Genomic DNA, 13,844 nt, shown 5'->3' with positions numbered 1-13,844 from the left:
TTGTGATCCCGCGCTCACCGGGGGCTTCTCGCCTCCCTCGGCCGGGAAAGGCATCCCCGACCGCTTCGAGCACCGGCACCGTGGCGGGGAGGCGATTCACCCGCCGGGTACCCCGGCAGCACCTCGCTGGACATGACGAGCGGTCCGGACCGTGGTGGCCTGATCGGCGGCGGCCTGGTCGGCACCGCCGCGAGCCGCCGTCTCCGCCGGCCCCGGCGCACCGGCACCTCGCCCCGTCACCGTGTCTCAGACAAGCATCTCCCCTGGCGGCGGCCGCACGCCGCCGCCCCGTGCCGTTACCGCCCTACACCGCCGCCCCCACATGGTCCACGATCGCGGTCGCCCCTTCCTGGCGTGCGCAGTTGGCGCAGCAGAACCAGCGCCGATCGGCCTCGACGCCGTGCCCGACGATGCGGACCCCGCAGTGCTCGCAGATCGGCGCCATCCGCTGGATCGCGCACTCGAAGCTGTCGAAGACGTGCACCCCGCCCCGGGTGTGCACCTCGAAACTCATGTCGTAGTCGTTCCCGCAGGTTTCACAGGTCGCCATGTTTCCCCCCGAAAAATCGTGGCTTTCCGGTGCAGTCCTACCCAGGTATCCACGAGTCAGACAATCCTTCCCGCCGCGATCGCCGCCGCGACCAGCGCGAACACCGCCGAGACGGCCAGCAGCAGGGGAAGCAGCCGGGCGGACCTCTCGCGCGCCACGAGACGGGCGCGGTTGGCGTCGATCCACTCCTTCAGGCGGGGCCAGGCGTAGGGCAGCGCCTGGTGGACCAGGTACGCCCTGTCTCCCCGGTGCTCGACCAGCCCCGTGAAGCCGTGCAGGACGCCCTCGGACCCGGCGGGGATTCCGGCCTCGCGGGCGACCACCTGCCCGTCGGCGTCGATGGCGACGAGCCTCAGGAACACCGCCGGCACGCGCTCCCGGTCCGCCGGGTCCAGCGCGGCGAACGCCGACTCGGCAAGCGCGCCCAGCCCCGGATCGTCACAGGCCGTGCGGACCCTGGCCGCCACCTCGGCACCGGCCCGCAGCAGCGGGACCGTCTCGGGCCCCGGCGCTTCCGTCCGGGGAACGGCCGGGCCGGCGGCCTGGCCGGCGGCGATCAGGGCGATCAGCAGGTCGCGGGCGGCGGGTCTGGCACGGGGATCCTTGGCGAGCGCGGCAGCGGCCAGGGGCCGCAGCGGGCGGGGCAGCGGGCTCAGGTCGGGGTCGAGCGAGAGGATCCGGTGCATCACCGCGCCCAGGCTGCCCGCCGCGAACGGATCCTCGCCGCTCGCGGCGTACAGCACGATCCCGCCCCAGGCGAACACGTCGGCGGCGGTACCCGCCTCGCCGCCGGTGAACACCTCGGGCGCCGTGTACGACGGCGCGCGCGGCCTGAGCCCGGTGGCGGTCAGCGCGGTTCCCAGGCCGGGGCTCAGCCCGAATCCGAGGACCCCGGGCCCGTCCCTGCCGAGGAACACCTTGTCGGGGGTGAGGCCGCGGTGGACGACCCCGGCGTCGTGGAGGGCGGTCAGCGCGACGGCGATCGCCGTCGCGAGGGCGTGCAGGTCGTCACCGCCGAAGATCTGTCCGGCCCCGCGCAGGCTGGGGCCCTCGACGTACTCGCTGACGATGTACGGCCTGGGCCCGTCCAGATCCGCGTCCAGCACCCCCGCCGTGCAGAACGAGGCCACCCGCCGAACCGCGGCGGCCTCACGACCGAACCGCTCACGCAACTCCGGATCACTCCCGGCGTCACCGTGCAGCACCTTCACCGCCACACGCCTGCCCACGGCGTCGTACGCCTCGTAGACCACACCCTGACCACCCGCACCCAACCGCCCGGCCAGCCAGTAACCGCCCAACCGCTGCGGATCACCCACGATCAGTTCCCGCGCCACTCTCATGGGGTGTTTGATGCGATCCTCGGATGAAAAGTTTCTGCTAACCGGGGCAGACGTTGCGATAGGGCAGGTCACCGAGATAGGTGCGCCACTCCTCGCGCGAGAGGGTGCGGCCCGCGCGCTCGCAGACCGCCCGTGCCACCGCCGTCGGCTCGACCGGATACTCGTCCAGGGTGCCGGCCGAGTCGACGACGACCAGCCGGGCCCCGTCGGGGCTGAACGCCAGGGACCGGAACTCACCGCTCTGCGCGGCGATCGGCGGGCCGAGACGGCGTCCGGTCGCCACGTCCCACAGCCCCACCGAACGGTCGTTCACCGCGCCGGCGACGACGTCTCCGCGAGGCGAGAAGGCCAGGATCGCCTTCGGGGCCGGTTCACTCCTGATCAGGTTTCCCACCCGCTTCCTGCTCCGGGTCTCGAACACCGAGATCCGCCCGACGTTGTCGACCGCGGCGAAGCGGGCGCCGTCCTTGTCGAAGGCCAGCGCGGTGGTCGGGATGGTGACGGTGGGCGCGCCGTACGTCTCGCCGAACGGCTCGCCCGTCGAGGCGTCCAGCAGCCGGTGCTCTCCCCCCGCGACCGCCAGCGTCCTGCCGTCGGGGGTGAAGACCAGCCCATCGACCAGTTGCTGGGGTCTTGACCAGCGGAGCCGGCCGCTGGGCACGTCCCACAGGGTGATCTCCCCGTCCGAGGCGCCCGTCGAATCGAAGTAGAGGGTGTAGGAGGCCACCGCGGTGCCGTCCGCGCTGATCGCCAGGGCGAACACCTGTCCCGCTCGGGTCGTCTCGACGGCGGCGATCCGCTTGGCGGTGGCGACGTCCCATACGGTCAGCCGGGAACTGTCACCACCGGTGTTGGCCACCAACCGTCCGCCGTCCGCGCTGAAGTCCATCGCGAAGGCGCCGTCGGCGCCTTCGGGCCCGACGTTCAGCGTGCCGGTCCGGGTGCGCCGGCGCACGTCGCGGATGACGATCTCACTTGCCCCCTCGTCTCTGGACGCGAGCAACCGGCCGTCGGGGCTGAGCGCCGCCCAGTTGGTCCCGGGCCCCTTCAGCGGGGTGGGCCTGGTCAGCGCGCCGACGTCGAGGGTCGTCACCGAGTCCTCGGTGAGGTAGCGCAACTCCCGCCCGTCCGGGTCGAAGGCCACGATGGGCATGAACCCGTCGAGCTTCTGGGTGAGCAGGAGCCTGCCGTCCCCTACCCGCCAGACCCGCAGGGTCGTGTCGGTCACCGCGGCCAGGAAGCGCCCGTCGGGGCTGAAGACCAGATCTCCCCCGGCGCTCCCCTCGAAGAAGCGGTCCAGATCGGCCCCGGTGGACGCGTCGCGCAGTTCGAGCTTCCTGCCCCGGGAGACCGCGACGGTCCCGCCGTCCGGGCTGTAGGCCACCCGCGGCCCGCACCCGTTACAGCGGGTGCCCAGCGGGATCTTGCGCAGGTCGTCCAGCGTGAAGGCCGCCGGCTCCCCGTCCAGCCCGCCGACGGCGATCCCACGCCCGTCCGCGGTGATGTCGAAGTCGACGCCCGCGGCGGGCGGGTACAGCTTCCTGCCGTCCAGGTGGTTCCAGACCGTGAGTCCCTCCCCCTGGGTCACGATGAGCCAGTCGTCGGACCGGCCGAAGAACGCCCCGGTGTCGCCCCCCGCGTCGCGCCCCTGGACGGCGAGGACCGCGCCGGTCGGCTTGCCGGTCGCCACATCCCAGATCTTCAGCTTCAGGCCGCTGATCACGGCGAGCAGCCTGCCGCTCGGGCTCAGCGCGATCACGCGCAGGTCGTCACCGATCCCGGTGAGACCACCGATGCGCCTGCCGGTCCGCACGTCCCAGAGTCGTGCCTCGCCGTCGCTCGCGCTGACGAGCGTGCGCCCGTCGGCGCTCAGCGCCCTGAGGGTGTGTATTCCCGCGGCCGGGTCGTGGAAGGTCGCCGTCTCGCGCTGGGTCAGCGAACCGGTCAGGCTCGCCCTGGCCTCGGGCACCGGCGCCAGCTTCCAGGCGGCCACGCTGAGCAGCATGGCCCTGACCGGCTCGGCGATCCGCAGCGCGTCGGCCGTCGCGGCGAGCCGGGCGGCCGTCGCCTGGTCACGCTGGGAGGCGATGACGGCGCTGCGCGCGTCGGCCACCCTGCTCTGCTGCACGGCGAGCACCCCGGCGACCAGCGCGGCCGTCAGCAGCACGGCCAGCGTGCCGGACAGCACCCGGCTCCGACGGGCGCGGCGCCGGGTGAGGGCGGCACCCGCCTCCAGGAAGTCCCGCTCGACCGGGCTGAGCGTGATGTTGCGGCGTCCGGTGGCCGCCCAGCGCATGGCGTTCTCCAGGCTGCTGCCCTGGAACAGGTCGCCGTCCCGGTGCCCCTGGGCCTGCCAGCGCCGCGCCGCGGTCAGGATGCCGCGGTGTACGGCAAGACCGTCCCGGTTGGCCTGGACCCACATGCGCAACCTCGGCCAGGCCTGCGGCAGCGCGGGCCGCGACAGCCAGACCTCCTGGTCGTCGTGGGCGACCAGGTACGAGAACACCTCCACCAGGCGCCGGACCGCGGCCACCTCGCCCTCCTCGCGCCCGTCGAGGAGCTCGGCCCACCGCGCCTGCCGTACGACCAACTGGTCGTCGTCGGTCACGGTGACCAGTCGCAGGAAGATCTCGGGGGCGAGCTCGCGCTCGGCCGGGCCGAGCGCGACGTAGGCGTCCTCGGCGAGGGTGCCTAGCGCGGGGTCGGCGGAGGCCGCGCGGATTTGGGCCCCGGCGTCGCTGCCCGCCGCCAGCAGCCTCGGTGTGTCGATGGCGCCGTCCCCGCTGACCAGGGCGAGCAGCAGGTCCCTCGCGGTGGGCCGCGCGGCGGGGTCCTTGGCGAGGGAGGCGGCGACGAACGGCCGCAGGTGCTCGGGGAGCATGTCCAGCTGGGGCTGTACCGACAGCACGCGGTGCATGATCCCGCCCAGGCTCTCCGCCCGGAACGGGTCGGCACCCGTCGCGGCGAAGACCATGATCCCGCCCCAGGCGAAGACGTCGACGGCGGCGCTCGCGCGCTGGCCCATGAAGATCTCGGGGGCCATGTAGGTCGGGGTGCCCGCCACCATGCCGGTCGCGGTCAGTGACATGTCCTCGGTGCGGGCGACGCCGAAGTCGATCACGCGGGGACCGTCGGGACCCAGCAGCACGTTGTCGGGCTTGAGGTCGCGGTGGATGACCCCGGCCTCGTGGACGGCGGTCAGCGCGGTGGCGATCGCCGTGGCGAGACGGTGCAGGTCTCCTCCGGTGAAGCGGCGCCCCTCGGCGACGGCCCTGCGCAGGCTGGGGCCCTCGACGTACTCGCTGACGATGTACGGCCTGGGTCCGTCCAGATCCGCGTCCAGCACCCCCGCCGTGCAGAACGAGGCCACCCGCCGAGCCGCGGCGGCCTCACGACCGAACCGCTCACGCAACTCCGGATCACTCCCGGCGTCACCGTGCAGCACCTTCACCGCCACACGCCTGCCCACGGCGTCGTACGCCTCGTAGACCACACCCTGACCACCCGCACCCAACCGCCCGGCCAGCCAGTAACCGCCCAACCGCTGCGGATCACCGTCGATAAGTGTCGCGCTCAACTCACACTCCGTTCAACGGCAGATTGGACGCCCCCGAGGACGGCGAAGTTCGCGGAGTGCCGAACATTCCGAACACGTCTCGCCCTCCTTGCGTGCACGGTGACGAAACTCTCGCGGCCGGCGTGGCCCGTGGTCCGCTGGGCGGCCTCGACGAGGCCGGGAACACCGACCAGGATGCCTGCCTCCGGCCGGCCGGGGAGGACCGTTCGGAGATCGGAGACGTCACAGGCCGGCCGGTCGCCAGATTAGCCGGGCCCGCACCGGACGTGCCGCGTTCGGCGCGCGTCCGCCGCGAAAAACACGTCGTGCCGTGGCGGCCGGGAGCTGGCCGCCACGGCCGGCCGGAGATCCCGGCGGCACGGGTCGTGACGATCCCGGCGATCAGCGTCCAACCTCAGGCGACCGTCACGGTACGCACGCGCCCAGAGTCCCTCCGTAGCCAAACCGGTTGATCCAGAGGGCGGGAGCGGACTAGGTTGGCTCGCACGGACTTTCGCGCGTGCCGGGCCCACCAGCCTCGGGCACGCCGGTGTCAGGCGACGCATAGCATGGCGAGCCCGAGGAGGGGAGGAAGATCATTCGACGCGTCAGGATCATCCGGCGGCGGCGCGCACATCGCCCCGCCCGCGCCTCCGGTCTGGATCTGAGGTCTCCCTCGGGTCGCCCACTCCCCTATTGACCTGGTCTTTACGGCAGTCTTATGCGGCGATCTGTAGATATTTCATATAACGGAACCATCACGCCGGGGGGCTCAATGAAGAGACTTGTGGTCGTGCCACCATATGTCGCACGGCTCAAGATCAGGGATATTCGTTCCGCGACACGCCGTGGAGTGACCGGCGACGCCAAGGTGGTTGATCTCAGCGCCTACACGGGCCGCAACGTTCTGCGCTTTCCACAGACGAGCGGCCCCACCTCCGCCGCCTGACCACCATCGCGAAAGACCCGCCCGGGCGGGTCTTTCTCCGTTTCCGGCTCCTTTCCGTGCACGGTCCGGCCGTCGGCCTATTCGCCGCCCGGTGCCTTCCGGGTGCGAAACGGCACGCGCACGGTGGAGGCCGTCTCGTTCATCGTCCCTCCGATCCCGCCTCGTACCCGCTCCGGCCGGCGGCCGCGGAGACGAAGTCCGCGAAGGTCCCGCGTCCGTCGGGGTGGTCGGGTGCGAGGTGCACTCCGCGCCGGAAGGCGGCGGCGACCCTGCCGGGTACGGGCAGCGGCATGACGAGCCCGCGCCTGCCGGTGACCCGCAGATAGGTCCGCGCCGCTTCGGCCGCGCTCACGATCTCCGGGCCGCCCATGTCGGGCACCCGTCCGGCGGGTGCGCCCAGCGCCAGCTCCACCATCCGCTCGGCGACCTCGGTGACCTCCACCGGCTGGACGTCCGTCCCGGCCGGGACCGGCATGACCTTCGACTTCGCCAGTTTCACCAGCTTGAGCACCACCAGATTGTGGAACTGTGTCGTGCGCAGGATGGTGTACGGCAGTCCCGAGTCCTCGATCAGCTTCTCGACCTCGTGCTTGTGCCGGTAGTACGTGTACGGGTGCCGGTCGACGCCGACGATGGAGATGTAGACCAGATGGGCCTCGGGAGGCGTTACGGCGATCAGCCGCCGGGCGGCCTCGACGTCCGCCGAGGAGTCGCGCGGGTCGCTCGCGAGGTGGATGACCGTATCGACCCCGTCGAGGGCGGGGCCGAGTCCCGCCCCCGTCCTCAGGTCTCCGACGTGGGGCCCGCGCGTACGGCTCAGCACCCGGGCCGGACGACCGGTCCTGGCGAGGCGGTCCACAACATGGCGGCCAAGGACTCCCGTACCACCGGTTATCAGAATGTTTTCTGTCATACCCCTACGAACCGGCGACCTCTTTCAAATGTGACAGCTTTTCCGGATTGAGCACGACACGCAGGCCGACGACGGTCTCGGCGGAGACCTCGATCACGAAGATCGCGATGACCTCTCCCCCGTACCGGAAGAGGACCGCGTCCTGACCGTTGACATCGGCGTGGGCGAACTCCGCCCGCCCGTACCTGCCGGCGATCCCGGCGAGGTAGCGGACGACCTTATCCCTGCCGGTGATCGGCCGCAGCGCGGCGCGCACCTTGCCGCCACCGTCGGCCCAGACGACCACGTCGTCGGCGAGCAGCCGCTCCAGCCCCGCCAGGTCGCCGCTCGTGGCGGCCGCCAGGAACCGTTCCACGATCCTGCGCCGCTGCTCACCCGGGGCGTCGAACCTCGGGCGCTCACCGACCCCGCGCCGGGCCCTGCCGTACAACTGGCGGCAGTTGGCCTCGGACAGATCGAGCACCTCGGCGATCTCGCGGTAGCCGTAGGAGAACGCCTCCCGCAGCACGAAGACGGCCCGCTCGGCCGGGGTGAGCCGCTCCAGCAGGAGCATGAGGGCGATGGACACCGCGTCGCGTTGCTCGGCGGTCTCCATCGGACCGAGCGCGCCGGTCGGCGCGGGCTCGGGGAGCCAGAAGCCGACGTAGCGCTCGCGGGTGGCGCGGGCGGCGGTCAGCCGGTTGAGGCAGAGGTTGGTGACCACCTTGGCCAGCCAGGCTCCCGGGGAGCCGATGTGCTCACGCTCGGCGCCGCTCCAGCGCAGGTAGGCATCCTGGACGACGTCCTCGGCCTCGGCCGCCGAGCCGAGCATCCGGTAGGCCAGGCCGAACATCCTCGGCCGCTCCGCCTCGAACTCCTCGATCACCCGACCAGGGTGCCAGACGGATCGGAGATCCCCGCCGCCGCCCTCGCACGACCTCGCGCGCGGTCGCAGACGGCGGCGGGAGGACGCGGCGGCCATGCCCACCGGTGGCCGGCCCAGCCGTCCCCGACGATGCGGGGAGCCGACCTGTCATCGTCGACTCCCCGCGTCGATCCGCCATCTCACGTTGGATGGCGCTGGAATCAGCTGCAGCCGCTGGTGGAGCCGCAGCCCTCGCAGACGTAGCAGCTGCCCGCCGGGCGCATCTTGGTACCGCAGGTCATGCAGAGCGGCGCGTCGGCGGTGCGGCCCTGGTGGGACTCCAGGGAGCCGGCCACCCGGGGGGTCTCCACCGGCACCGCTTCGGCTCGGGTCTGAAGCTCCTCGATGGGGGCCGAGGTGGCGAGCTCGGCGATGACCTCGTCGGCGTGGATCGGGGCCGGGTCCTCACCACGCTGCTGGGCGGCGCGCTCGGAGGCGGAGAAGATGCCGAGGGCGGCACGGTCCTCGTAGGGCAGGTGGTCCAGGGCCAGGCGGCGGAAGATGTAGTCCATCACCGAGGCCGCCATCCGGATGTCCGGGTCGTCGGTCATGCCGGCCGGGTCGAAGCGCATGTTGACGAACTTGCCGACGTAGGTCTCCAGCGGCACCCCGTACTGCAGGCCGATGGAGATGGCCACCGAGAAGGCGTCCATGACGCCCGCGAGGGTCGAGCCCTGCTTGGACATCTTCAGGAAGACCTCGCCGAGGCCGTCGTCGGGGTAGGAGGAGGCGGTCATGTAGCCCTTGGCACCGCCCACGGTGAAGCGGGTGGTGGTGCTGGGACGCTGGTTCGGCATCCGGCGACGGGTCGGGCGGCTGATCTCCACGACCTGGATCTCCGGCTCGGCGACGGCCTCCTTCGCCTCGGTCTTCCTGCCGGCGGCCGAGAGGGGCTGGCCGACCTTGCAGTTGTCGCGATAGACCGCGAGGGCCTTCAGGCCGAGCTTCCAGCCCTCCATGTAGACCTGCTCGATGTCCTCGACGGTGGCGGACTCGGGGAGGTTGACGGTCTTGGAGATGGCGCCGGACAGGAACGGCTGGGCCGCGGCCATCATCCGGACGTGCCCCATGGGGGCGATCGCGCGCTCGCCCATGGCGCAGTCGAACACCTCGTAGTGCTCGCGACGCAGGCCGGGGGCGTCGACGACGTGGCCGTGCTCGGCGATGAACTCGACGATCGCCTCGATCTGCTCCTCCTGGTAGCCCAGCTGCCGGAGCGCGCGCGGGATCGTCTGGTTGACGATCTGCATGGAACCGCCGCCGACGAGCTTCTTGAACTTGACCAGGGCGAGGTCGGGCTCGATGCCGGTGGTGTCGCAGTCCATCATCAGGCCGATGGTCCCGGTGGGCGCGAGCAGTGAGGCCTGGGCGTTGCGGTAGCCGTTCTTCTCACCGAGCCTGAGGCACTCGGCCCACTGCTTGGAGGCCTCGTGGTGGATGTCGCCGTCCATCTTCTCGAACGTGCGCAGGGCCTCGTTGGCGTCGTTGTGCTTGCGCATGACCCGCTTGTGCGCGTCGGCGTTGCGGGCGTAGCCGTCGTACGGGCCCACGACCGCGGCCAGTTCCGCGCTGCGGCGGTAGGAGGCGCCGGTCATCAGCGAGGTGATGGCTCCGGCCAGGGCGCGGCCGCCCTCGGAGTCGTAGGCGTGGCCGGTGGCCATGAGCAGCGCGCCGAGGTTGGCGTAGCCGATGCCGAGCTGGCGGTAGGCGCGGGTGGTCTCGCCGATCTTCTCGGTCGGGAAGTCGGCGAAGGTGATGGAGACGTCCATCGCGGTGATGATCAGCTCGGTGATCTTCACGAAGTTCGCGATGTCGAAGGTGTCGTCGTCCTTCAGGAACTTCAGCAGGTTGATGCTCGCCAGGTTGCACGAGGAGTTGTCCAGGTGCAGGTACTCCGAGCAGGGGTTGCTGGCGGTGATGCGGCCCGTCTCGGGGCTGGTGTGCCAGTCGTTGATCGTGTCGTCGTACTGGACGCCGGGGTCGGCGCACTCCCAGGCGGCCTTGCCCATCTTGCGGAACAGGCTCCTGGCGTCGATCTTCTCGATGACCTCACCGGTGAGCCGGGCACGCAGGCCGAACTCCTCGCCATTCTCCACCGCGCGCATGAACTCGTCGGAGACGCGCACGGAGTTGTTGGCGTTCTGGTACTGGACGGAGACGATGTCCTTGCCGCCCAGGTCCATGTCGAACCCGGCGTCACGGAGGGCGCGGATCTTGTCCTCCTCGCGCGCCTTGGTCTCGACGAACTCCTCGATGTCGGGGTGGTCGACGTCGAGGACCACCATCTTGGCGGCACGGCGGGTGGCGCCGCCGGACTTGATGGTGCCCGCGGAGGCGTCCGCCCCGCGCATGAAGGAGACCGGGCCGCTGGCGGTGCCGCCGCTGGAGAGAAGCTCCTTGGAGGAACGGATCCTGGAGAGGTTGACGCCGGAGCCGGAACCGCCCTTGAAGATCACCCCCTCTTCCTTGTACCAGTCGAGGATCGACTCCATCTGGTCGTCGACGGCCAGGATGAAGCAGGCGCTGACCTGCTGCGGCGACGCCGTGCCGACGTTGAACCAGACGGGGGAGTTGAAGCTGAAGACCTGGTTGACCAGAGCGTGCTTGAGCTCGTGGTCGAAGATCTCCACGTCCTCCTCGGCGGCGAAGTAGCCGTGCTCGACCGCCGTACGGGTGTAGACGCCCACCACCCGGTCGATCAGCTGCTTGAGGCTCCACTCCCGCTGCGGGGTGCCGACCGCGCCGCGGAAGTACTTGGTGGTCACGATGTTGGCGGCGTTGATCGACCACGACTCGGGGAACTCGACGCCACGCTGCTCGAAGTTGACCGAGCCGTCGCGCCAGTTGGTCATGACGACGTCGCGGCGCTCCCAGGACAGCTCGTCATAGGGGTGCACGCCTGGGGTGGTGAAGATGCGCTTCATCCTCAGGCCCTTGCGCGGCCGCTTGCTCCCACGTGCCACCGCGCCGGCGGTCTCCGTCATGACTTCCCCCTCCTGGGGCTCCGCGAGCCCTCATATCGGACCACACCAACACGCCGCTCACCCCCGGCGCCCGGGGTCTTTCTCAGTCTTGCTCGCTGGAGCGCCCCGCCCGGAGCTGCTCGATCTCCGCCTCGAAGTCGGCCAGGGTCTCGAATCCCCGGTAGACGGAGGCGAACCGCAGGTACGCCACCTCGTCCAGTTCGCGAAGTGGCCCCAGGATCGCCAGCCCGACCTCGTGGGCAGCGATCTCGGCGCATCCGGTGGCCCGGATGCTCTCCTCGACCCGCTGGCCCAACTGCGCCAGGGAGTCCTCTCCGACGGGTCGCCCCTGGCAGGCCCGCCGGACCCCGGCGATCACCTTGTCCCTGAAGAACGGCTCCGTCACGCCGCTGCGCTTGCTCACCATGAGCAGGACCGTCTCCTGCGTGGTGAACCTGCGCCCGCACTCCGGACAGGTGCGCCTGCGGCGGATGGCGCCGCCGTCCTCGGTCGCCCTGCTGTCGATGACTCGCGTGTCCGGATGACGACAGAACGGACAGTGCACGCGCGTCGCCTCCTTGAGCTGCGAGAGCGGCTCACCCACCTCACCTGCCCCATGGCGCGCATGACGAGACGCTCGCGCACGCCCCTCGAATAGTCGAGAGGCGGTAATGGAAACACAATCTGTGGTGAAGTGTTGCGGTGCAGCCACTAGATGTTGTGGTCTAACGGTAGAAGTGCGCGACCATGAACGCAAGTTGAAAGGCCCTCGCCACACGAAGTCGCTGATCAGCCATCACGTCTCGGCGTGTCGCCCCTCGGGCGACGCCCTCCCACCTCACGCGCCCCTTCCCTCACACGCGCCCCAGACGATATGTCAGGCAGGACCCCTGTCGAACCCTCCCGTACGGCTCGCCCACGCCTTCCCCGAACCCGGCCGGCCAATCCCACGCGCCCCACGGAGCACGCCCCTTCTCAGCGGATGAGGCCCTCGGGGAGATAGAGCCGGGTTCCGGGCCGAATCTCGGAGCCGGCCAGCCCGTTGAGGTCCATGATGCGGCGGACCGTCCGACCGGCCTCACCCTCCGGCGCCAGTGCGTCCGCGATCTCCCACAGCGTGTCGCCCGCGTGCACCGTGACCCGGGGCAGGCCCTCATGACCTGTCCGCTCGCCCGCCAGGGCCGTGTCGATGCGCCCGCCGAGCCAGAGCGCCCCAAGGGTGAACAGCACGAGCACCGTCACCGCCACGATCCTCCCACGCCGGGTGAGCCGGAGCGGCCGCCCGGCGGTCCTGGGCCGGGCGACACCCGGGCGGCGGACGCCCGCACGAACCACTCCCGTCCCGGGCGCCTGCCCCCGCACCCCCCGGCCAAGCCCCTGACGGGGCCCCTGCCGAGGTCCCCGCCCGCGCCTCCGCCCCACTTCACGCCCGAGTCTCGGCGTCGGCTCGCACCCGGCCTCCGGCTCCCGCGGCCGCCCGGCCGCCCGCTCGCGTCCGGGCCGCCCCGGCCCCCTTCCGCCTTCCGGACTCCGCCCCGCCCCGGCCCCCCTGCCGGATTCCGGCGCGGGAGCGGGCTCCGATCTCGGTGGCGGCACGAGGCGAAGCAGCGGTGCCCCCGGCGATCGCCGCGCGGTCCCGGATCTCGGCACGGTCATGGATCGTGGTGTCGTCGCGGTCGGTTTCACGGTGGCCCCCATCCCCTCGACCTGGCCGAACACATGTCGAAGAAAGATCGGTGAATCGAACACGATGTCGATCGAACTCCCGTACGATGTTGTACACCACGGCGTCGCCGATATCGAGGACATTCGAACAATTGTTTGAATATGATCTTCGGCCGTTGTATGGTCGCTGTGTGCGACACATCAGATACAGACCGGGAGGCGAGGAGTTCGTATGAGCCAGCACAACGAGAACGGTTCGGCCGCCAGCGACCTGGCGGTGCGAAGGCGTGACTCCCTTGGCCTCACCCCCAGGCAGCGGAAGATCCTTGAGGTGATCCGCGACTCCGTGCAACAGCGCGGTTATCCGCCGTCCATGCGGGAGATCGGTGAGGCGGTGCAGCTCACCAGCACCTCCAGCGTGTCGCACCAGTTGACGGCTTTGCAGCGCAAGGGCTACCTGCGGCGTGACCCGCACCGCCCCCGTGCTCTGGAGGTGCGCCTGCCCGGCGAGCCCGTGCTGTGGGTGGACCCCGACTCCGGCGAGGACGAGACCCCGGTCAGCCGCCCGACCGCCGCCTACGTGCCACTTGTCGGCCGGATCGCCGCCGGTGGTCCGATCCTCGCCGAGGAGAGCATCGAGGACGTCTTCGCCCTGCCCAAGCAGCTCGTCGGCGAGGGCACGCTCTTCCTCCTCCAGGTGACCGGAGACTCGATGATCGAGGCCGCCATCGCCAACGGCGACTGGGTGGTCGTACGCCAGCAGCCGGTGGCCGACAACGGCGACGTGGTCGCGGCGATGATCGACGGCGAGGCCACGGTCAAGACCTTCAAGCGCAGGGACGGCCATGTCTGGCTGGTCCCGCACAACCCCAACTACGACCCGATCCCGGGTGACGAGGCCACCGTGCTCGGCAAGGTCGTGGCGGTCCTCCGCAAGCTCTGAGGCACGCACCCAAGAACGCACGACACGCCGGGCGACCGGCACCCCGACGTCGGGGTGC

The 13,844-nt window shown here is 70.8% G+C and carries 9 protein-coding genes; 1 reads left to right on the top strand and 8 read right to left on the bottom strand.

The annotated features are described in order from the left end of the window. Positions 1–304: 304 nt before the first annotated feature. From AB0J58_RS14815 to AB0J58_RS14780, 8 genes are all read right to left on the bottom strand, one after another. Positions 305–550 (bottom strand): hypothetical protein, encoded by a 246-nt coding sequence (locus AB0J58_RS14815; RefSeq protein ID WP_364215173.1) that lies wholly within the window; start codon positions 548–550, stop codon positions 305–307. A gap of 56 nt (positions 551–606) precedes the next feature. Beyond that, positions 607–1,893: a serine/threonine-protein kinase gene (locus tag AB0J58_RS14810; protein ID WP_364215170.1), complete on the bottom strand. Its 1,287-nt coding sequence runs from the start codon at positions 1,891–1,893 to the stop codon at positions 607–609. A gap of 37 nt (positions 1,894–1,930) precedes the next feature. Further along, positions 1,931–5,470 carry a WD40 repeat domain-containing serine/threonine-protein kinase gene (locus tag AB0J58_RS14805; RefSeq protein ID WP_364215167.1) on the bottom strand — a complete coding sequence of 1,180 codons (3,540 nt, stop codon included), beginning with the start codon at positions 5,468–5,470 and terminating at the stop codon, positions 1,931–1,933. A gap of 1,067 nt (positions 5,471–6,537) precedes the next feature. Beyond that, a complete protein-coding gene (locus AB0J58_RS14800) occupies positions 6,538–7,311 on the bottom strand; it encodes an SDR family oxidoreductase (RefSeq protein ID WP_364215164.1) in 774 nt (257 codons plus the stop codon). Between the two features lie 4 nt (positions 7,312–7,315). Then, entirely contained in the window at positions 7,316–8,176 is an 861-nt protein-coding gene (locus AB0J58_RS14795; RefSeq protein ID WP_364215161.1) for an RNA polymerase sigma-70 factor, read from the bottom strand. Positions 8,177–8,376: 200 nt separating this feature from the next. Continuing rightward, the gene (locus AB0J58_RS14790) at positions 8,377–11,199 is read right to left on the bottom strand and encodes a vitamin B12-dependent ribonucleotide reductase (protein WP_364215158.1); all 2,823 of its coding nucleotides are present in this window, start codon (positions 11,197–11,199) and stop codon (positions 8,377–8,379) included. Positions 11,200–11,281: 82 nt separating this feature from the next. Then, positions 11,282–11,743: a transcriptional regulator NrdR gene (gene nrdR / locus AB0J58_RS14785; protein WP_343979261.1), complete on the bottom strand. Its 462-nt coding sequence runs from the start codon at positions 11,741–11,743 to the stop codon at positions 11,282–11,284. A 410-nt stretch (positions 11,744–12,153) separates the two neighbouring features. After that, positions 12,154–12,420 (bottom strand): LysM peptidoglycan-binding domain-containing protein, encoded by a 267-nt coding sequence (locus AB0J58_RS14780; RefSeq protein WP_364215155.1) that lies wholly within the window; start codon positions 12,418–12,420, stop codon positions 12,154–12,156. Positions 12,421–13,075: 655 nt separating this feature from the next. On the opposite strand from AB0J58_RS14780, the gene lexA reads away from it, so the two are divergent. Then, positions 13,076–13,786 carry a transcriptional repressor LexA gene (lexA, locus tag AB0J58_RS14775; RefSeq protein WP_343972512.1) on the top strand — a complete coding sequence of 237 codons (711 nt, stop codon included), beginning with the start codon at positions 13,076–13,078 and terminating at the stop codon, positions 13,784–13,786. Positions 13,787–13,844 lie beyond the last annotated feature (58 nt).

The sequence above is a fragment of the Streptosporangium sp. NPDC049644 genome (assembly GCF_040675205.1).
GTDB classification, from domain to species: domain Bacteria; phylum Actinomycetota; class Actinomycetes; order Streptosporangiales; family Streptosporangiaceae; genus Streptosporangium; species Streptosporangium fukuiense.
Note: the sequence above shows the minus strand (reverse complement) of the source record. Positions and strands in the feature narration are given on the sequence as shown.

Coding starts and splice junctions, on each gene's coding strand:
- AB0J58_RS14810 (WP_364215170.1), bottom strand. CDS start 1,893: ATGAGAGTGGCGCGGGAACTGATCGTGGGTGATCCGCAGCGGTTGGGC.
- AB0J58_RS14800 (WP_364215164.1), bottom strand. CDS start 7,311: ATGACAGAAAACATTCTGATAACCGGTGGTACGGGAGTCCTTGGCCGC.
- lexA (WP_343972512.1), top strand. CDS start 13,076: ATGAGCCAGCACAACGAGAACGGTTCGGCCGCCAGCGACCTGGCGGTG.
- AB0J58_RS14815 (WP_364215173.1), bottom strand. CDS start 550: ATGGCGACCTGTGAAACCTGCGGGAACGACTACGACATGAGTTTCGAG.
- AB0J58_RS14790 (WP_364215158.1), bottom strand. CDS start 11,199: ATGACGGAGACCGCCGGCGCGGTGGCACGTGGGAGCAAGCGGCCGCGC.